This window comes from Nocardia sp. FBN12, assembly GCF_054031145.1.
The window spans coordinates 2,677,507-2,695,555 of sequence record NZ_CM132926.1; the positions used below are offsets into that span (position 1 = coordinate 2,677,507).

An 18,049-nucleotide genomic window follows, 5' to 3' on the forward strand; every position below is an offset into this window, starting at 1 on the left:
CTTCCTCTCGATCGGACAGGTCAGTGATGACAGCAGGGTCAATGCGTGCGGTGGGTACACAACAGCGCCATGCGATGCAGCGCGTCGGCCACCGATGGTTCGAGCTGGGCTACATCGAGCAGCCGACGTGCGTGTTCGACGCGGTCGTCGATCATCTGCTCGGCGCGCTCGCCGGCGCCGCTGTCGGTGATCACTGCCTGGGCGAGCGCCACGCCTTGCTCATCGATGAACGCTTGTCGCCAAAGGTCGCGTAGCCGGGCTCGGTCCGACGGCACGGCGAGCTGATCGGCCAGCGCGATCACGGTGGTCGCCTTGCGTTCCCGGACGTCGTCGCCGGTGGGTTTGCCGGTCGCCGAGGGGTCGCCGAAGATGCCGAGCAGGTCGTCACGCAGCTGGAACGCTTCCCCGATCGCTTCGCCGTATTCACCGAGAACGCCCATCACCGTCTCGTCGCAGCCGGCCATCGCGGCACCGAGTTCGAGCGGGCGACGCACCGTGTAGTTGCCGGACTTACGGCGCGCGATGTCCAGCACCGCGCCCACCGTCGGAGCGCGGTTCGCGTCGTTGGTCAGATCCGCGAGCTGCCCTACCGCCAGTTCGCTGCGCATCGCGTCGTAGTGCGGCCACGCTCGATCCAACGCGGCGGCGGTGACACCACTCTCGCGCAACATCCGCTCGGCCCACACCAGATACAGGTCGGCGAGCAGGATCGCCGCGGACTCACCGAATCGAGCCGACGACCCGGACAACCCCTGTCTGCGGTGCCAGTCGGCGAGTCGCCGATGGACGGCCGGGCCACCCCGCCGGACCGTGGACTCGTCCATCACGTCGTCTTGTACGAGCGCGAACGCGTGCAGCAGTTCCGCGCTTGCCGCGGCGCGCAGCGCGGATTCGGATTCCCCGGCGCCACCACACAACCAGCCCAGATAGCCGAACACCGACCGTACGCACTTGCCGCCCGAGGCGAAGTCGATCATCAGCTGACCGGGTAGCGAGAACCCCGCCGTGGCCAGTTCCGCCGCGCAGCGCGCCCGGACGAAATCGTCGACATGGTCGCGTACCGAGCATTGCGTGCGCGCCAGCCAATCCGCGAACTGTGCGGAACCGTGACCCCTGACAGCTTGTTCATCGGGCCGGACCGCGATCGCTGCTCGTTCCGCATCCACCGTTCGATTGTGACACCGTTCGAGCCAAAATGCATCGTTTATGCATCGTTTTACGGGCGGCGACGCGAATTCGTCAGCCCGTATCTCGTGTCGCGTGCTGCACTGCACGACCGACACGCGGTGCGTGCGCCTGCTCACACAACTCAAACTATTTACGTACACAGATAGTAGATTGATCGTCGAGGTTGCCAACGGGTCCCACCACCGGATGGTCGGGAACCTGAAAAGTGTTCCCCAACAATGCGATCGGTCGGGAGGTGTGATGTTGCGCGATGGTCGGACGCCGCGGCGGTGCGGCCAGGCTGCCTCACATGGTCCCGGCAAGAGGGCATCGCGATTGCCGTCACGCGGTCCTTTTCATCGGCACGCGAGACAACTCTTCGCTCGATGGCGCCGCGGTGGCTGGCCGGCTGCGCTGCTGATAGCAGCGCTACTCGCGGTCCCCGCCGTGGACTGCTCAGTGCTTCGCGAACACCCCCACTCCGGCGATCACCATGCGATCGAAGCCGCCGACTCATCGATTGCGGTACTGGCCGATTTCTTCCTGTCGACCGTCACGGCCGCACACTGCGACGCCGACGGTGTCCATTGCGTCGCGAAGGCAATCCCACCAGGCGTCTCGCTGACGCCGGCGGCTTTGCTGCTCGCCGTGGTCTCCGCGGTGACGCTGATATCCCCGACGCAACCCGCCGGTGGAGTCGGCGTTCGCGGACCGCCGGGCAGGCGGCCCAGCACGCGTGGTCGCAGCATTCTTTCTCTGCACTGCATCGCCCGACGGTGATCGGTCAGCGCCAGGTCGAGTTCTTCTCGGCCGGGGACCGCTGCCCGAACCATCACGGTGCCCGCGTGACGCGGCGCCGATGCAGGAAGAGAGACACCCCCATGAGCAAGGTCATGCTCGCCAAGCCGATCCAGCACGAGACCGGATTGCTCGGAGTGCCCGGCGCGACACATCAGCCGCGCGGACTGGTCGGCAACACCCCGGTGCTGTGGATCCGTCAACCCTTGGCACCGGCCGGACACGGCTTCTGGGCCAAGCTCGAAGGTTTCAATCCAGGCGGAATGAAGGATCGGCCCGCGCTCCACATGGTGCGCTGCGCGGAAGAACGTGGCGACCTGACACCTGGTGCGCGGATCGTGGAGTCGTCCAGCGGCACCCTCGGGCTCGGCCTCGCGCTCGCGGGCATGGTGCACCAGCATCCTGTCACCGTCGTGACCGACCCCGGCCTCGAGCCGATCGTCGCGCAGATGCTGGCCGCCTACGGCGCCGAGGTGGACATGGTCACCGAGCCCCACCCGACCGGCGGCTGGCAACAAGCCCGCCGCGATCGCGTGGCGGAACTGCTGGCGCAAGAGTCCGACGCGTGGTGCCCCGACCAGTACAGCAACCCCGACAACGTCGCCGGCTACGAATCATTGGCGCTCGAGCTGATCGAGCAGATCGGCACCGTCGACGTCCTGGTGTGTGCGGTCGGTACCGGCGGCCACTCCGCCGGAGTCGCGCGAGTGCTGCGCCGATTCAACCCGGCGATGAAGCTCATCGGCGTCGACACCATCTCCTCGACGATCTTCGGCCAACCCTCCGGACCGCGGTTGATGCGCGGACTGGGGTCGAGTATCTTTCCCGCCAACGTCGATTACGCGGCCTTCGACGAAGTGCACTGGGTAGCACCCGCGGAATCGGTGTGGGCCTGCCGCACGCTGGCCGCGACCCACCACGCCACCGGCGGGTGGAGCGTCGGAGCCGTCGCTTTGGTCGCGGGCTGGACCGCGCGCGTCCACGAGGCGACCACCCGCATCGCCGCGGTATTCCCCGACGGGCCACACCGCTACTTCGACACCGTCTACAACGACGACTTCTGCAACGAACACGGGTTGCTCGACGCCGCGCCACCGGTCGAACCCGACGTCATCACCCATCCCACCGAGCGGGTGGTGCAGCGCTGGACTCGCTGCGTGACAGTGTGGAAGCCGTCGGCCGAGGAGCTCGCATCGTGACGGTGTTCACCAAGTTCGCCGGCTTCGATCGGCCCGCACAACTGCTGATGATCAATCAGTTCGGCATCAACCTTGGCTTCTACATGTTGATGCCATATCTGGCCGGATATCTGGCCGGGCCGATGGGCCTGGCCGCCTGGGCGGTCGGACTGGTGTTGGGTGTACGGAACTTCTCCCAGCAGGGCATGTTCCTGATCGGTGGGACGCTGGCCGATCGCCTCGGCTACAAGCCGCTCATCGTCGCGGGCTGTCTGCTGCGCACCGGCGGCTTCGCCTTGCTGGTGGTAGCGGACTCGCTACCGGGTGTCTTGATCGCTTCGGCGGCAACCGGTTTCGCCGGGGCGTTGTTCAATCCCGCGGTGCGCGCGTATCTGTCCGCCGACGCCGGTGAACGTCGGGTCGAGGCGTTCGCCGTGTTCAACATGTTCTACCAGGCGGGAATTCTCGCGGGCCCGCTCGTGGGCCTGGCGTTGATGACCGTCGACTTCCGGGTCACCGCAGGTGTCGCCGCGACCGTGTTCGCGGCGTTGACCATTGCCCAGCTGTTCGCGCTACCCGCCCGGCGCGGCGAGACCTCGGCGGTGAAGACCTCGATTCTCGATGACTGGCGCACCGTGATGTCCAACCGCCGGTTCCTGGCGTTCTCGGTGGCCATGATCGGCTCCTACGTCCTGTCGTTCCAGGTCTATCTGGCATTGCCCCTGCAGGCGGAGTTCATCGCGGGCGCGCAGTCTCAGACCCTGGTCTCGGCGTTGTTCGTCGTCTCCGGCGTGGTCGCGGTCGCCGGCCAGCTACGCATCACGGCCTGGCTGCGGGCGAGGTGGGGGCCGGGCCGAAGCCTGGTCGCCGGAATGACCATCCTCGCGGCATCGTTCGTACCCCTGATCGTCGTGTCGGGCCCGAATCGATTCGGGACGATCGCCGCCATCGCTGCCCTGCTGACCACGACGACACTGCTGGCGATCGGCACGGCAGCGGTCTTCCCCTTCGAAATGGACACCGTCGTCACCATGTCCGGCGACAGGCTCGTCGCCACCCACTACGGGTTCTACAACACCGTCGTCGGTGTCGGCATCCTCATCGGCAACCTCGCCACCGGCGCCATCGTCGGCGCCGCCCGCAATGCCGGAATCGACTGGGCGATCTGGGCCGGGTTGACCGCGATCGGCGCTGTCGCGGCGTATGCGTTGCTACGCCTGGACAGATCCGATACCTCGCCCGCCGTCTCGGCGCAGCGAAATGGGCGCCACCGACTCCCAGCAGGCCGTCACCGGCTCGGAGAGCGGACTCCCCCGGCTCGCACGATCGGCCGTTGATCGCGGCGATGCCACCCCACGGCGCGGAAGCCGAAACACCGCAGGCGTGCCACGCGCCCTCCGAGGCGCCGGGTCCTCATGAACCCGGCGCCGCTTACGAGTTACCGAGAGCGAACTACTCGACGATCGCCGCGGTGTAGCCGAGTTCTGTGATGGCGGTGACGATGTCACCCGGGCTGTTGAGTGCGGGATCGAGTTCGACAGTCGCGCGGCCCTTTTTCCTCGACGTCTGGGTGGTGCGGACACCAGGCAGGTCCTCGAGCGCGTCGTCGATGAGCAGGGCGCAACTGCCACAGTGCATGCCGTGGATCTCGAACGTGTGTGTTGCCATGGGATTCGGGCCTTTCAGGAGATGGTGACGATGCCGGAGTACATGCCCATGCTGCAGCTGTAGTCCAGGCGGCCGGGCTGCAGAACGCCCAGATCGATGCGGGTTTCGCCGGTGGACGGCAGTGTCTTCTGGATGCCGAGGTCGGGGATGATCAACGACCTGATGCAACCCTCGGTATCCCTGGTCGTGATCACCAGAGTGGTCGGGACGCCGGACTTCACCGCGGCGTTCGCAGGGCTGAACGCGCGAGTGCTGGCGGCGATCGTCACTGTCTGGGTTCCATTGGCGATCACCGCGGCACCGGCATCGGCGGGGGCCGGTTCGACGCCGACCGTCTCGGCCAACCGACTCGCGGCCAACGGAGAACCAGCCAGCTCCAGACCACTGTTGAGCGTGTAGAGGCCCATGCCCAAGACCACCGCACCGGTGGCGAAGGCCAGTCGTCCGCGCCACGCGGTGGCCGCCACGCGGGCGGCATAGCCGAGGACGGCGAACAGCGGGCTGGTACCGACAACGAATACCGCCATCGTCGCCGCACCCCACCACGGCGATCCGGAAGCCAGCGCAAGGGCCTCCACCGACAGCGTGACGCCACACGGGATGAGGATCGTCAGCACACCGAGTGCAGCCGGTGCGACAGCGGACTGCGAGCGGGTTCGGGTGCGAACCAACCGCATCCAGGAGGCAGGCGGTTCGATGACGATGCCACGGAATCCGGGGACCCCCAACTGCGCCAGACCGAAGACAATGATCAGAAGCCCGGCGCCGATCTGCAGCCAGGTGCGAGTCCCGACCGATAGTTCGAAGGCGCCGCCGAGTGCACCCAGCACGGCTCCGAGCACGGTGTGCGAGAGCAGCTTTCCGGCGAGGAACCCGCCGACCGGAGCGAGGTCGTCGCCGACACGGCTGGACCAACTACGCGCAGTGGGTACCTCGGCAGTCGACACCGCGGAGGCTGACGACGAAGTGGAGGCGGCGGCTGCCGCGCGCTGGCGGGTGATCAATCCGGTGAGCAGACCGCCTTGCACGGCAGCGCAGGAGACACCACCGGCGAACAGGCCGGTGATCAGGACTGGAAGAAGGTTCACGACAAGAACTCCTGTGAGCAAAGGAAGCGAGACCGAGGTGGACCGACGCGATGACGTCGGTCGACGGATGCCCGATGCCACCGGCCGGCCCATCGGGCAGGTGCTCGCTATCTACGCAGGACACAGAGTTCGTACTGGCTCGGCTTCCGCGAAAAGGCTGTGCGCCGCGGCAGTGTCCTCGGTGGGTGCCCAACAGGCAGGGGCGAAACCGTGGCATCGAGTCGCGCGGTCACCAGGACCGCCAGCAGAGCAAGGAATACCGCCAGGCATGCCATCATCACACCGGCGGGCATCGGTGAAAGTCTTTCGGGCGGTTGATCGATCGTCTGCTCGTGCCGGCCCTCGACATCGGTGCCCGTCGACCGCGGCGTGTCCATCGCCTCGGACGAATACACGAATATCGGCTGCCCGATGCCCATTTCACAGTGGTCGGTCGACATCACCACCGAACCGGCCGACATCGCGGCATGACATGGACTGCCTTCGAGCACGGCGATCCCGACCAGCGCCGCGAGCACCGCGACGAGTCGCGCGACGCCGGTGCGGCGCGGGACGGGGGCGGTACTCACATCGCAGATAGTACTATTTGACTACGTAGAACACATCGAGATCCCCGGGCTCCGCGACCGAGACCACTACGCAGGGGTGCACATCCCGAGCCCGACCACAGCGGCCAGAGTCGCGATCATCGGACCGGCGAGAACCGTGCCGATGGTCAGCGCGGAGACAACACCGACCATCGAGCGGCCGACCGGCTCGGGTGCCGTCAGTCGAGCCAGACGATCGACGAGCCCGACCTCGGTGGCACCGAGCGGGCCTTCGGCGTTCGATCCCGCGAGGGTGAGCAATGCCTCGCGAACCGTGTGTCGCCCATGCGAGGCGGTGGCCACATCGTCGGCAACCATTTCGACAAGGCGGGCGACCTGCGCGGAACCGACGGTGAACAGATCGATCCGCGGGAACACCCCGGCCAGAGCTCGGGTCACCGCGAGGAGAAGGTAGTGCTTGCCCGCGAGATGGGCGCGCTCATGCGCCAACACGGCCGCGAGGTGCTCGTCATCGAGGGCGGTGACGATCCCCTGGGTCAAAACAATCGTGTGCGGGTTCCCCGCGACCGAATACGCGGCGGGCTCCGGGTGATCGATGACCACGGCATCGTGACCCACATGCGGTCGCCCGATCATTCTCGCAGCGCGCGCGTGCCCGTGGGTCACCGAACGTGCCCGCACCAGAGCACGACCCAGCCCACCGACCGACACGACACCAGCGGTGATGCCGCAGGCCACCAGGATCAGCAGGCCGATCTGGACGAAAGTTCCGTACTCGCCGATCGCCGCGTCGTGGAGCTGATCGAAGCATCGACTCAGGCTCAGATGTTGCTCGGCGAGCAGGTCACGGACGACATCACCGATGACGAAGAGGATCGAACCCGCCCACGCCAGCACCACCGACCCGATCGCACTGAGCCACGCGATCAAGCTCAGACGCGGGCCGACGCCGGTACGGGTCACACGAGTCAAAACCCTTGGGGCGAGGATCATCACAACCGAGCTGTAGACCAGCAGGCAGATCGCGACACTCATCGTCGGCCGCGCCCCGACGCCACCGGCAGGGTCGGCACCGACTGAACTGCTGACACGGAGGACTCCTAGCGGATCGAGATCCGCGCTCGGCGACGGATCAGGCGGGCGACACCATAGTATCGACCGCTCGTCGGCGACATCGAGCGCCGAACCGCTCGCCCGTTCCGCACCCATAACCAGCGTTGTCGCAGGTACGACATCGAATCGGCGAGCGCCTCAGCGGACCGCCTCGGCACAGCGCTCGATCCTCGGTGCCCCTCGCAGGGTGCCCATCACGCTGGACTTCTTCGTCTCGAGCGACAGCGCGTTGCACCGGCCAATACCCCCTGGGGTATGGTCGGCTCGACAGGAAAAATACCCCAGGGGGTATATCAACGAAAGGTGAGACGGTGAACATGAAGCTTGCTGTCACCGAATCCGATCACCACGGCGTCGGGCATTCGGGTGCGCTGAGCCGGTGGGGTGCGCTCATGGCCGGGCACACCCGGGCGGTCATCGGGGTATGGCTGCTGGTGCTGATCGCGCTCGGGGCCGCCGCGCCGAGCGTGTTCACCTCACTGGCCGGTGCGGGGTGGCAGGCCGACGGCTCGGAATCGGTGCGGGTGCGCGAACTGGCCCAGCAGCACTTCGGCGGCAATTCCTCTGCGGCGGTACAGGTGGTGATCCATTCCGACACCGCCACCCTCGATGCCCCCGCGATGGCGTGTGTGGTCGGTGAGGTCGGCGCGGTGTTCGCGGGCGACGACCGGTTCGGCGCGGCGATCTCCCCGCAGCCGGGGTTCACGATCAGCCCGGACCGGCACACCGGCATCGTGATCGCGGGCGCGAACGCCTCCACCGATGACATGGTCAAAGCCGTCGACGAGCACAAGGACGCGTTGACCGCGCTGTCCGGCGACGGGATCGAGGTGTACCCGACCGGGGCCTCGGCGTTGTGGAGCGACTTCAACAAGGCCAACCACGACGCGATGATCAAAGCCGAGATGCTTTCCTGGCCCGTCACTTTGGCGATCATGGTGCTGGCGTTCGGGTCGCTGGTAGCGGCCGGGCTGCCACTGCTGCTGACCCTCGCGGGCCTGGTCGCCTCGGCCGGGGGGCTGGTGTTGCTGAACCAGATCACCCCGATCTCGGTGTGGGCGATGAACTTCGCCATGATGTTCGCCCTCGCCCTCGGAATCGACTACGCGCTGTTCCTGGTAGCCCGCTTCCGCGACGCCCTGACCCGCACCGGCGATTCCCGCGCCGCGGTCGCCGAAACGATGGACACCGCGGGCAAGGCGGTGCTGCTGTCGGGATCGACAGTGCTGGTGAGCTTGTCGGCGGTGCTGATCGTGCCCGCGCCCGCAGTGCGCACCATGGCGGTCGGGATCATGCTGGCGGTGGTGTTCGTCCTCGCCGCGACCCTGACCTTGCTGCCTGCCACGCTCGGCGCACTCGCCGGCTTGGTCAACGCGGCGGCGTTGCCGTTCGCTCGCCGCCAGCAGCACCGCTCCCCGGTGTTCGCGCGCTGGGGCCAGATCCTGCACAAGTACCCGTGGCCGTTCGCCGCCGTGGCGCTGGCCGTCCTGATCGGGCTGGCGGCGCCGGTGTTCGGGCTGAAGACCGCGATGCCCTCGATCGCGGTCGTGCCCACCGACGCGCCGGTGCGCCAAGGCTATGAACTGATCCAGCGGCAGATGGGCCCCGGAGCCCCCGGCATGCTCTCGATCATCACCCCCAGCGCGGACGCCCAGGCCACCGCGAACACCACGCGCGCCAGCGACGGCATCGTCATGCTCACCCCGCCCCGCCCCGCCGCCGACGGCAGCGATCTGGTGATGATGCAGGCCGTGCCCGCGGTTGATCCGTCTTCCCCGGACATGGCCGAGATCCTGGACCGGCTGCGCGCGGATCTGCCCGAGAACGCTGTGGTCGGTGGCGCGGCGGCGGAGAACCTCGACCTGCAACAAACCCTGGACGACTACCTGCCGATCGTGGTCTCGATCATCCTGGTCCTGGGATTCGTACTGCTGCTGATCGCCTTGCAGGCTCCGCTCATCGCGGCCATGGGCACGCTGGTGAGCCTGCTCTCGACCGCGGCCGCGTTCGGCGTGGCCAAGCTGATCTTCCAGGACGGACACGGCGCCGGGCTGCTCGGTTTCACCCCACAAGGGTTCCTCGATGGCTGGGGGCCGGTGTTCTTCTTCGCGATGATCTTCGCCATCGCCATGGACTACACGGTGTTTCTGCTGGCCACCGCCAAGGAACACTACGAACGCACCGGCGATCCACACGCCGCGCACCTGGACGGGCTGGCGCATTCGGGACGGGTCATCTTCGCCGCCGCGGCGGTGATGGTGGCAGTGTTCTTCACCTTCGCCCTGGCCGACCCGCTGCCACCCAAGGAGATGGGCATCATCCTGGGTGTCGCGGTACTGCTCGACGCGCTCTTGGTCCGACTTGCCCTGCTGCCGGTCATCCTGCGGCTGACCGGGCACGCGGCCTGGTGGAGCCCGGCATGGTTGCGCCGGGTCCTGCCCGCCATCAGCTTCGCCCACGACTGACCTCCCGGCGACACCACCTTCTCGGATCTTCGCCTCAATACCCCTCGGGGTATATTGGAGCCAGGATCCGAGAAGGGAAATATCAATGGTCGGCAACGACGAAGCTATCGCGCAGGTACTCAACAGACTGCGCCGCGCGCAAGGCCAACTCACCGGGGTGATCGCCATGATCGAGGACGGCCGCGACTGCAAGGACGTCGTCACCCAGCTCGCGGCGGTCTCCAAAGCCCTCGACCGCGCCGGTTTCAAGATAGTCGCCACCGGCCTGCGCGAATGCCTCACCGAAACCCCCGAGGGCGACCGCGAACCACTGAGCATCGACGAACTGGAAAAACTCTTCCTCGCCCTGGCTTGACCCCGGCGCGCTGCCGGGGGCCGGGACCCCGGTCCTGCTCAGCGCGCTGCTGAGTGTGACCCTCTCCCCGTGGTGGCTGATATCGACCGCCCTGGTCGGGGCGAACCTGCTGCTCTACAGCGTGGTGGGCTGGTGCCCGGCCACCTTGGCGATGCGTCGCCTCGGTCTCACCGACACCACCTGCCCTGCCCCCACGGCATGACCCCCACTCTCGGATCGGAGCACATGATGAACCTGGCCCTCTCGACCACTCTGCACACCGACTTCGACGACGCGATCGAACGCACCCGTACCGCGTTGGCCGAGCAAGGATTCGGCATCCTCACCGATATCGACATGCAGGCGACGCTGAAAGCCAAATTCGGCCACGACATGGAGGACTACCGCATCCTCGGTGCCTGCAACCCACCCCTGGCCCACCGCGCGGTCGACATCGACCGCCAGATCGGGCTGCTGCTGCCCTGCAACGTGGTGGTCCGCCGCGACCCCACCGATCCCGGCACCATCATTGTCGATGCCATGAACCCCCAACTCATGGTCCAGGTCACCGACCAGCCAGCCCTCGGCCCGGTCGCCGACGAGGCGGCCACCCGCCTGCGCGCCGCACTGGCCACACTCGACTCGACCAGGAGCTGACGACCGCGCACCCGTTTTCGGTGAAGGATCAGCGGACCCGAACCCGGGCGGTTACCGAGCGGCAGACTCAGCCTCGACACCCTGAGCGGGCGCCGTCGTCGATACGGCACACGCACGCTCGCCGACGAGGCGGCGACGCAGAGCCCAGGACAGCAGCAGCAATGACCCCACCGCGATGATCGGCTGCAGCGGTGCCCAGATACTGAGCGCGCCACCGACTCCCAGGAGTGTCACGATCAGTTTGTTGCATACCGGGCACCCCATCGCGAAGGCCGACGCGAGTGTGGCCAGCAGCCCGGCCGACCGCGTCGTCGACGGTATCCGACTTCGGACGTAGGTCGCCGCAACGAGACCGCTGAGTACTGCGGTGAGAATCCAGATCGGGTAATTCCACCAAAGGACCGGGGTCATCCGCGCATAGAACGGCGTCGATATCACGCCGGTAGGGATTCCCACAACAGCCGCGACGACCGCTCCCGCGCCGAACGCCACCAGCCAACGCTGTATCGGCCACTGCGAGATCGTCATTGCTCCCTCTCCTCGTGCCACCCTCAGCCCTTTTTCCGCCGGGAAGTCAAGCCTCGCAACACAGTACGTAGCGCGTTCGACTCGTCTTCGGTGATCTGTTCGATGAAGTGGGCCAGCACCAAATCCGATCTGCCGCCGTCGCCAAGGGCGTCGCGCATCAGCTTCGCGCTGTACTGTTCACGAGTCAGAACGGCCCAATAGCTGTAAGCCTTGCCGAGCCGCTCCCGCTCGAGCCACCCTTTGCGGTGCAGGTTGTCCATCGTCGTCATGACTGTCGTGTACGCGATCTCCCGATCGCGCAGCAAGTCGTCGTACACCTGCCGGACGGTGATGGTGTCGTCGGCCGACCAGACGCGATCCATCACAACCGCTTCCAGATCGCCGAAGCGATGTCCCATCGTCGTTCTCCCTGTTTCCGCTCGCCCGCGCAGCAGCGTCGTCCGGCCCAGCAACTGGCGCCGACCGGCAGCCTGCGAGATGCAAATACTATATCTCTACGTATTCGGGTCGTCATCTGGAACGCACGGTCGCGTACTCGGCACCGGGCTGCACAACCACTGTCGCCGGCCATTCGGCCTGCCGCTTCCGAGCCCGCACGGAAAGGGCCTCGATACCGCCATCGTGAACAGGGCACGAGATGACGCGTCGTCGAGCACAGGCCGGTTCACACCGCTCGAGCGGACCGGCCTGCACAGCTGCCGACCGCTGACTCACCCGAACCTTCCGACAAATCTACTAAATCGTTTAGTATTCAGCTGGTTGGTCGGCGCCTTTGTCACTGCATCGTGGACGGTCGATGAAATCACGACGTCAAGCGGCGAGCTCCTCCGTCGACGCGCAGGCGGCGATGGCGCGCTTGAGGCGGATGAGGTCCTTCGGCGCGTTCACCGCTACCGCTCCGACGAGGACACCTTTGGCCGCGAACGCGACAACGAGGCGATCCTCGGCAGGTTCGTCGATCAACACCCGTTCTTCGTCCGCGAGCGACGGCATGCCCGCAACTTGGATGCGAGCGCCGTGGACGTGCGTCGCGAAGGATGGGACGCCGGAATACACCTGAGCTCCCACAGGGCCGCTCAACAGGTTGCGGGCCGCGAGGGCACCCTGCTCGTTGGCGTTGGCCCAGTGCTCGACGCGGACCAGCGCGCCGCCGTAGAGCGGATGCGACCACCGGGCGACATCGCCGGCCGCGACAATGGACGGCTGCCCTTCGGCGAACAGCGAACTGGTGCAGACCACGCCGTTATCGAGTTTCAGCCCACTGTCGCGCAGCCAGTCGGTATTCGGTTCGACACCGGTGCCCGCGACGACGACCTCGGTGGCAATTCTGCGCCCGTCGCTCAACAGCACCGCGGTGGCACGGGTTTCACCATCGAAGCCGAGTGCCCGGACTCCGGACACGAGTTCGACACCGTGCCGCTGGTGGTGTCGAGCGAGCCACTGCGCGCCGTGTGTCCCCAACGTCGCGGCCATGGGATGCGAACCGGCATCGACCAGCGTGACCGAGATACCCTGCCGCCGAACGGTGGATGCCACTTCGCTGCCGATGAAACCGCCACCGATCACGGTGACATGACCTGGGCCCGCGGCCAACTCGGTACGCAAGGCGAGCGCGTCATCGACTGTCCGAAGGCTGTGCACGCCCGCGGGTTGCGCGGCGAAGCGGCGCGGGCTCGCACCCGTCGCCACGATCAACCCGTCGAAGGCGATTTCCGAGCCGTCGTCGAGTACTACCTGGCGTTCGTCAGCACGGAGCGTGACGGCACGCCGGTTGCGGAGCCAGTCATCGTCGAGTTGCTCCGCACCGGGCAGGGCGATGTCGTCGTCGCCGTCCAAGACGCTCTTCGACAGCGGCGGTCGGTTGTACGGCGCGCGGTTCTCCGCGCCGATCAGGGTGATATCGCCGGCGAAGTCCGCAGTACGTAGCGCTTGTACTGCCCGCAGTCCCGCTAGCGAAGCTCCGACGACGACGATCCGATTCAGCTTTGTCATGACGCCACCATATACCCATTGGGGGTAGTGGTAGCTAGCCATACTCTTACCCCCTAGGGGTAGACAGCCAGCTTCGGGCGTCGTATCGTCTGCTCTCGGAAAGCCACTGAATCACAAGGAGAAGACGGACATGAGCGCCAACAACAGCACCAGTACCTACGTCGTTTCGGGCATGTCGTGTGGCAGCTGCGTCGGCAAGGTCAAGTCCGAGATCGGCAAGCTCTCCGGCATCGACGGTGTCGATATCGAACTCGCCACCGGTCGGATGACCGTGACCGGCACAGGCTCGATCGACGATGCGCAGATACAGGACACCGTCGAAAACCTCGGCTACGAGCTCGTCCAGAACTGACTGCACCCGCCACCGTGTCATCACTCGATGACACGGTGGCCACGCCGGCCGCCACGCACCATCGAGTGATCGCGCGGGATCTACGCGGGTTCGGTGCCAGCAGCCGGGCACCGAACGGGGCCGAGCGAACGTGTGGTGCGGGCCTCACTGCCGGTACGGCTAACGTGTGAGGTTGGGCCGGGGATGCCCGGTTCACCGACATCCCCGCAATGACGTCCGTGCCGAATCGAATGCGGTCCGGCGGCGGAGGTAACGACGACAACAAGGAGTCCACAGGTGGCGGTCCTGGACGCGAAGCTGAGCGACATCTACGACGAAGTGTTGCGCCGCAACCCCGGGGAAACCGAGTTCCACCAGGCCGTGCGCGAGGTACTCGACAGCCTCGCCCCCGTCGTCGCCAAGCACCCGCACTACGCCGACGCGGCGGTGATCCGCCGGTTGTGCGAGCCCGAACGTCAGATCATCTTCCGGGTGCCGTGGGTCGACGATTCCGGTGCCGTGCAGATCAATCGCGGCTTCCGGGTGGAGTTCAATTCCGCGCTCGGCCCCTACAAGGGCGGACTGCGTTTCCATCCTTCGGTGTACCTGGGGATCGTGAAATTCCTGGGATTCGAACAGATCTTCAAGAACGCGTTGACCGGCCTGCCCATCGGCGGCGGTAAGGGCGGTTCGGATTTCGACCCGAAGGGCCGCTCCGAGGCCGAGGTGATGCGGTTCTGTCAGGCGTTCATGACCGAGCTTTACCGCCATCTCGGCGAACACACCGACGTCCCGGCTGGTGACACCGGAGTGGGTGGCCGCGAGATCGGCTATCTGTTCGGCCAGTACAAGCGCATCACCAATCGCTACGAATCCGGTGTGCTCACCGGCAAGGGCCTGACCTGGGGTGGTTCGCAGGTGCGCACGGAGGCGACCGGTTACGGCGCGGTCTTCTTCATCAACGAGATCCTCGGCGCGGCGGGCCGCTCCCTGGAAGGCCAGCGGGTGGTGGTGTCGGGCTCGGGCAACGTCGCCATCTACGCGATCGAGAAGATCCACGAGCTCGGCGGCACCGTGGTCGCGTGCTCGGATTCGAGCGGTTACGTCGTCGACGAGCACGGCATCGATCTCGACGTGCTCAAGGAGATCAAGCAGGTCCGGCGAGGCCGGATCGCCGATTACGCCGAGACCCGGTCGGGCACCGCGCGATTCGTGTCGGGCCATTCGCTGTGGGAGGTGCCCTGCGATATCGCACTGCCGTGCGCGACCCAGAACGAACTCGACGGCGTCGCCGCGGGCAAACTCATCGCCAACGGCTGCCGCATCGTCGCCGAGGGCGCCAACATGCCGTGCACGCCCGAAGCCGTGCGGTTGTTCGGCGAGGCGGGGGTGACCTTCGCGCCCGGCAAGGCGGCCAACGCGGGCGGCGTGGCGACCAGCGCGCTGGAGATGCAACAGAACGCGTCGCGCGACTCGTGGAGCTTCGAGCACACCGAGGATCGGCTCGCCGAGATCATGCGCGGCATCCACGACCGTTGCCTGGCCACCGCCGACGAATACGGCGTACCGGGCAACTACGTGGCGGGCGCCAACATCGGCGGCTTCATCCAGGTCGCCGACGCGATGCTGGCCCTCGGCGTCATCTGAGCTCATTTCTGTTCTGCCGCAGCACAACCGAACCGCTTTCAGCGCCTCGTCGGGTCGTGGTATCCCAGCTTCTCGACAACAGGAGCATCGGAGAACCGGAACAGGTCGAGCTCGGACTCCGCTTCCAGTGACCACGACACCCAGGACGGCACGACGAACAGATCACCGGTGGTCAATGCCCGGAGCTGGTCTCCGAGCCGGACGTGACCCGTGCCGTCGAAAACTTGCCAGATGGACGAGCCGACCTCGCGCCGAGCCGCGGTGGTCGTGCCCGCCCGCAAGCGGTGGAATTCGCAGCGGATAGTCGGCAGCACATCGCCGCCGGTGGTCGGGTTCGTGTACTTGATCGCCGCGTGCCCCGGCTCGACGGTCGCCGGATGTCCTTCCTGTTCCAGCAGCAGTTGCTCTCGGAGAGCCCGGTCGGTGTACTCCCAGCGGTACGCGGCGATCGGCGTAGATTCGCGCGAAGCACTCGCCGAGAGCGGAGTAAGACCAGGATGACTCCACAACCGCTCCGATCGCGATACCGGCGGGGTCGATGCGTCGGTGACCACTTCGGACCCGAACTCGAAGAAGCCCAGGTCGAGGTCGTGCGCGAGGGGCACGTCGAGTCCGTCGATCCACGCCATCGGCTGATCGGTCTCGTTGTGGTGTCCGTGAAAGCACCAGCCGGGGGTCATCAGCAGATCGCCGCGGCGCATCGCCACCGGGTCACCGTCGACGACGGTCCACACACCTTCGCCTTCGATCACGAAGCGAAACGCGTTCTGGGCGTGGCGATGTTCCGGTGCGACCTCGCGCGGGCCGAGCCACTGGATCGCGCACCACAGGGTCGGCGTGGCGTACGGGGTGGGGGCGAGGCCGGGGTTCGCCAGGCCGATCGCCCGGCGTTCACCGCCGCGGCCGACGGGGACGAGCTCGCCGGAGCGGCGTGCGATGTCAAGCAGCTCCGACCACTGCCACAGGTGCGCGACCGCGGCGGGTGCAGGGCTTTCCGGCATGAGGTTGCCGGTTTGGGTCCACAGCGGGGCGGTGGAGTTGCGGGCGAAGTCGGCGTAGAGACGGTCGAGTTCCGGGGTGGATTCGGGGTCGGTGATGTTGTTGCTGGTCATGGTGATTCCCTCGGAGAGCGGGGCGGCACGGCGACCGCCGGGCGGAGTTCAGTGCGCGAGTGACGGCGCGGCATCGGCCGCCCCTGGCCTGGTACGGCTGTCGGTGAGAACAGCGCGCCGGGAACGCAGCGCGAAGATCGCCAGCGCGCCCGCGACCAGAGGGAGGCAGAACAGGAAGTAGAGGTTCTTCGGCGCCCAGCCGAGGTCGATGAGGCTACCCGCGATGATGGGCGAGAAAATCGCGCCGACTCGTCCCATGCCGATGACCAGCCCGACCGCGGTCGCCCGCGCCGAGGAGTCGTAGTACATCGGGGCGATCGAGAACATGCCGGCCATCACCGCACTGGTGGTCATGCCCAGCACCACGGCCGCGACCAGGGCGGTGTTCAGCGAACCCATCGACAGCGCGTAGAGCGCGAAGGCCGCCGCGGCGACACCGAACAGCGCGGTGAGCGCGGGACGCACACCGAAGCGCATGGCCAGCGGTCCGAACACCAGGGCCCCGACGATTCCGCCCGCGCTGAAACACACACCGGCCTGCACACCGTCGGCGGCGCTGAACCCGCTGCTGGTGACCAGTTTCGGCGTCCAGGAGTTGGCGAAGTAGAACCCGGCCATCAACACGAAGAAGCTGAACCCGAGCAGCAGGGTGGTGAGCAGGTTCGGACCGGTGGTGATGTCGCGCCAGTGCCCGGTGATGTCGTTCTTGCGCGTCGCCGCCGACGGCAGCTCGGTCAGGACCGGTTGGCGCAGCCTGGCCAGGATGGCGTTGGTGCGTTCCAGCGCGTTGCGGGGACGCCGGTTGATCAGGAACTCGACCGATTCCGGCAGGATCGCCGCGGCGAGTAGCGAGACGCACAGTGTCGTCACCGCGCCGAAGGCGAAGACCGCACGCCAATCGAACTGCGCGAGAAGGACACCGGCGATGATGCCGCCTAGGGTGCCGCCGATCGGTTGACCGGCGGTGTAGACACTGATCGCGGTCGAGCGGTGCCGGGCCGAGGAGTACTCGGCCACCATGACATTCAGGCACGCCTGCAAGGTGCCGACGGCGATGCCGGTGACGATCCGCACCGCGAGCAGCATGGTGAACCCCGTGGCCATCGCCGAGAGCCCCATACCGACCGCGACGATCAGCGCGGCGACAACGATGGTGCGGCGCCGGCCGACGATATCGGCCACCTGGGCGACGATGATCGATCCGGCGGCCATACCGAAAAGCGCCGAACTGAGCAGGATGCCGAGCTGCGACCCGCTCAGCGACCATTCGTCGGAGATGTGTGAGGCGCTGAACGCCAGCGCGAGCACATCGAACCCGTCGAGCATGTTCAGCAGGACGCAGACCGTCACCACCGCGTATTGCAGTGGTTGCATGGGCGCGGATTCGATGCGGGCTTTGATGTCGTGTGCTGCGATTCCCATT

At 66.7% G+C, this 18,049-nt stretch carries 19 protein-coding genes; 9 read left to right on the top strand and 10 right to left on the bottom strand.

The features are described 5' to 3' along the window. Nucleotides 1–38: 38 nt before the first annotated feature. The gene (locus ACWZHB_RS12970; RefSeq protein WP_427908183.1) at nt 39–1,166 is read right to left on the bottom strand and encodes a polyprenyl synthetase family protein; all 1,128 of its coding nucleotides are present in this window, start codon (nt 1,164–1,166) and stop codon (nt 39–41) included. Between the two features lie 262 nt (nt 1,167–1,428). Between ACWZHB_RS12970 and lpqS the strand changes: the two genes are divergently transcribed. The 3 genes from lpqS (at nt 1,429) to ACWZHB_RS12985 (ending at nt 4,480) form a co-directional block, all read left to right on the top strand. After that, nucleotides 1,429–1,947: a putative copper homeostasis (lipo)protein LpqS gene (lpqS, locus tag ACWZHB_RS12975; protein WP_457204122.1), complete on the top strand. Its 519-nt coding sequence runs from the start codon at nt 1,429–1,431 to the stop codon at nt 1,945–1,947. Between the two features lie 101 nt (nt 1,948–2,048). Next, nucleotides 2,049–3,164, top strand: a complete 1,116-nt coding sequence (locus ACWZHB_RS12980) for a PLP-dependent cysteine synthase family protein (protein ID WP_427908185.1) — start codon at nt 2,049–2,051, stop codon at nt 3,162–3,164. Further along, nucleotides 3,158–4,480 carry an MFS transporter gene (locus ACWZHB_RS12985; protein ID WP_427909150.1) on the top strand — a complete coding sequence of 441 codons (1,323 nt, stop codon included), beginning with the start codon at nt 3,158–3,160 and terminating at the stop codon, nt 4,478–4,480. Before ACWZHB_RS12980 ends, ACWZHB_RS12985 begins: the two co-directional genes overlap by 7 nt. Nucleotides 4,481–4,595: 115 nt before the next feature. Here ACWZHB_RS12985 and ACWZHB_RS12990 read toward each other — a convergent pair whose 3' ends face one another. The 4 genes from ACWZHB_RS12990 to ACWZHB_RS13005 form a co-directional block, all read right to left on the bottom strand. Further along, nucleotides 4,596–4,811: a heavy-metal-associated domain-containing protein gene (locus tag ACWZHB_RS12990; RefSeq protein WP_427908186.1), complete on the bottom strand. Its 216-nt coding sequence runs from the start codon at nt 4,809–4,811 to the stop codon at nt 4,596–4,598. A 14-nt stretch (nt 4,812–4,825) separates the two neighbouring features. After that, nucleotides 4,826–5,899 (bottom strand): sulfite exporter TauE/SafE family protein, encoded by a 1,074-nt coding sequence (locus tag ACWZHB_RS12995; RefSeq protein ID WP_427908187.1) that lies wholly within the window; start codon nt 5,897–5,899, stop codon nt 4,826–4,828. Nucleotides 5,900–6,006: 107 nt separating this feature from the next. Continuing rightward, the gene (locus ACWZHB_RS13000) at nt 6,007–6,468 is read right to left on the bottom strand and encodes a hypothetical protein (RefSeq protein ID WP_427908188.1); all 462 of its coding nucleotides are present in this window, start codon (nt 6,466–6,468) and stop codon (nt 6,007–6,009) included. Between the two features lie 66 nt (nt 6,469–6,534). After that, the gene (locus ACWZHB_RS13005) at nt 6,535–7,482 is read right to left on the bottom strand and encodes a M56 family metallopeptidase (protein ID WP_427908189.1); all 948 of its coding nucleotides are present in this window, start codon (nt 7,480–7,482) and stop codon (nt 6,535–6,537) included. 395 nt (nt 7,483–7,877) lie between these two features. On the opposite strand from ACWZHB_RS13005, the gene ACWZHB_RS13010 reads away from it, so the two are divergent. The 4 genes from ACWZHB_RS13010 (at nt 7,878) to ACWZHB_RS13025 (ending at nt 11,016) form a co-directional block, all read left to right on the top strand. Next, the gene (locus ACWZHB_RS13010) at nt 7,878–10,025 is read left to right on the top strand and encodes an MMPL family transporter (protein ID WP_427909151.1); all 2,148 of its coding nucleotides are present in this window, start codon (nt 7,878–7,880) and stop codon (nt 10,023–10,025) included. An 85-nt stretch (nt 10,026–10,110) separates the two neighbouring features. Beyond that, the gene (locus ACWZHB_RS13015; RefSeq protein WP_427908190.1) at nt 10,111–10,380 is read left to right on the top strand and encodes a metal-sensitive transcriptional regulator; all 270 of its coding nucleotides are present in this window, start codon (nt 10,111–10,113) and stop codon (nt 10,378–10,380) included. Nucleotides 10,381–10,426: 46 nt separating this feature from the next. Further along, nucleotides 10,427–10,582, top strand: a complete 156-nt coding sequence (locus ACWZHB_RS13020; RefSeq protein ID WP_427909152.1) for a YgaP-like transmembrane domain — start codon at nt 10,427–10,429, stop codon at nt 10,580–10,582. Nucleotides 10,583–10,608: 26 nt separating this feature from the next. Further along, nucleotides 10,609–11,016, top strand: coding sequence for a DUF302 domain-containing protein (locus ACWZHB_RS13025; protein WP_427909153.1), 408 nt, complete (start codon nt 10,609–10,611; stop codon nt 11,014–11,016). 51 nt (nt 11,017–11,067) lie between these two features. On the opposite strand, the gene ACWZHB_RS13030 is transcribed toward ACWZHB_RS13025, so the two are convergent. The 3 genes from ACWZHB_RS13030 to ACWZHB_RS13040 form a co-directional block, all read right to left on the bottom strand. Next, complete coding sequence (locus tag ACWZHB_RS13030) at nt 11,068–11,544, bottom strand: hypothetical protein (protein WP_427908191.1); 477 nt, start codon at nt 11,542–11,544, stop codon at nt 11,068–11,070. A 23-nt stretch (nt 11,545–11,567) separates the two neighbouring features. Beyond that, entirely contained in the window at nt 11,568–11,942 is a 375-nt protein-coding gene (locus tag ACWZHB_RS13035) for a BlaI/MecI/CopY family transcriptional regulator (protein ID WP_427908192.1), read from the bottom strand. 412 nt (nt 11,943–12,354) lie between these two features. Then, on the bottom strand, nt 12,355–13,536 hold the full coding sequence (locus ACWZHB_RS13040; protein WP_427908193.1) for an NAD(P)/FAD-dependent oxidoreductase: 1,182 nt from the start codon (nt 13,534–13,536) through the stop codon (nt 12,355–12,357). A gap of 130 nt (nt 13,537–13,666) precedes the next feature. Here ACWZHB_RS13040 and ACWZHB_RS13045 point away from each other — a divergent pair, with 130 nt between their 5' ends. Together ACWZHB_RS13045 and gdhA are read left to right on the top strand one after the other, a co-directional pair. After that, nucleotides 13,667–13,888: a heavy-metal-associated domain-containing protein gene (locus ACWZHB_RS13045; protein WP_427908194.1), complete on the top strand. Its 222-nt coding sequence runs from the start codon at nt 13,667–13,669 to the stop codon at nt 13,886–13,888. 276 nt (nt 13,889–14,164) lie between these two features. Next, nucleotides 14,165–15,514 carry an NADP-specific glutamate dehydrogenase gene (gdhA, locus tag ACWZHB_RS13050; RefSeq protein WP_427908195.1) on the top strand — a complete coding sequence of 450 codons (1,350 nt, stop codon included), beginning with the start codon at nt 14,165–14,167 and terminating at the stop codon, nt 15,512–15,514. Between the two features lie 38 nt (nt 15,515–15,552). Here the strand turns inward: gdhA and ACWZHB_RS13055 are convergent, their stop codons facing one another. Together ACWZHB_RS13055 and ACWZHB_RS13060 are read right to left on the bottom strand one after the other, a co-directional pair. Continuing rightward, on the bottom strand, nt 15,553–16,626 hold the full coding sequence (locus tag ACWZHB_RS13055; protein WP_427908196.1) for a cupin domain-containing protein: 1,074 nt from the start codon (nt 16,624–16,626) through the stop codon (nt 15,553–15,555). A gap of 48 nt (nt 16,627–16,674) precedes the next feature. Beyond that, a complete protein-coding gene (locus tag ACWZHB_RS13060; protein ID WP_427908197.1) occupies nt 16,675–18,048 on the bottom strand; it encodes an MFS transporter in 1,374 nt (457 codons plus the stop codon). Nucleotide 18,049 lies beyond the last annotated feature (1 nt).

Excerpts from the sequence above, each read along its gene's own strand:
- lpqS (WP_457204122.1), top strand. The coding sequence starts at position 1,429 with ATGTTGCGCGATGGTCGGACGCCGCGGCGGTGCGGCCAGGCTGCCTCA.
- ACWZHB_RS12980 (WP_427908185.1), top strand. The coding sequence starts at position 2,049 with ATGAGCAAGGTCATGCTCGCCAAGCCGATCCAGCACGAGACCGGATTG.
- ACWZHB_RS12990 (WP_427908186.1), bottom strand. The coding sequence starts at position 4,811 with ATGGCAACACACACGTTCGAGATCCACGGCATGCACTGTGGCAGTTGC.
- ACWZHB_RS13005 (WP_427908189.1), bottom strand. The coding sequence starts at position 7,482 with ATGAGTGTCGCGATCTGCCTGCTGGTCTACAGCTCGGTTGTGATGATC.
- ACWZHB_RS13010 (WP_427909151.1), top strand. The coding sequence starts at position 7,878 with ATGAAGCTTGCTGTCACCGAATCCGATCACCACGGCGTCGGGCATTCG.
- ACWZHB_RS13015 (WP_427908190.1), top strand. The coding sequence starts at position 10,111 with ATGGTCGGCAACGACGAAGCTATCGCGCAGGTACTCAACAGACTGCGC.
- ACWZHB_RS13025 (WP_427909153.1), top strand. The coding sequence starts at position 10,609 with ATGAACCTGGCCCTCTCGACCACTCTGCACACCGACTTCGACGACGCG.
- ACWZHB_RS13030 (WP_427908191.1), bottom strand. The coding sequence starts at position 11,544 with ATGACGATCTCGCAGTGGCCGATACAGCGTTGGCTGGTGGCGTTCGGC.
- ACWZHB_RS13035 (WP_427908192.1), bottom strand. The coding sequence starts at position 11,942 with ATGGGACATCGCTTCGGCGATCTGGAAGCGGTTGTGATGGATCGCGTC.
- ACWZHB_RS13040 (WP_427908193.1), bottom strand. The coding sequence starts at position 13,536 with ATGACAAAGCTGAATCGGATCGTCGTCGTCGGAGCTTCGCTAGCGGGA.
- ACWZHB_RS13045 (WP_427908194.1), top strand. The coding sequence starts at position 13,667 with ATGAGCGCCAACAACAGCACCAGTACCTACGTCGTTTCGGGCATGTCG.
- ACWZHB_RS13055 (WP_427908196.1), bottom strand. The coding sequence starts at position 16,626 with ATGACCAGCAACAACATCACCGACCCCGAATCCACCCCGGAACTCGAC.
- ACWZHB_RS13060 (WP_427908197.1), bottom strand. The coding sequence starts at position 18,048 with ATGGGAATCGCAGCACACGACATCAAAGCCCGCATCGAATCCGCGCCC.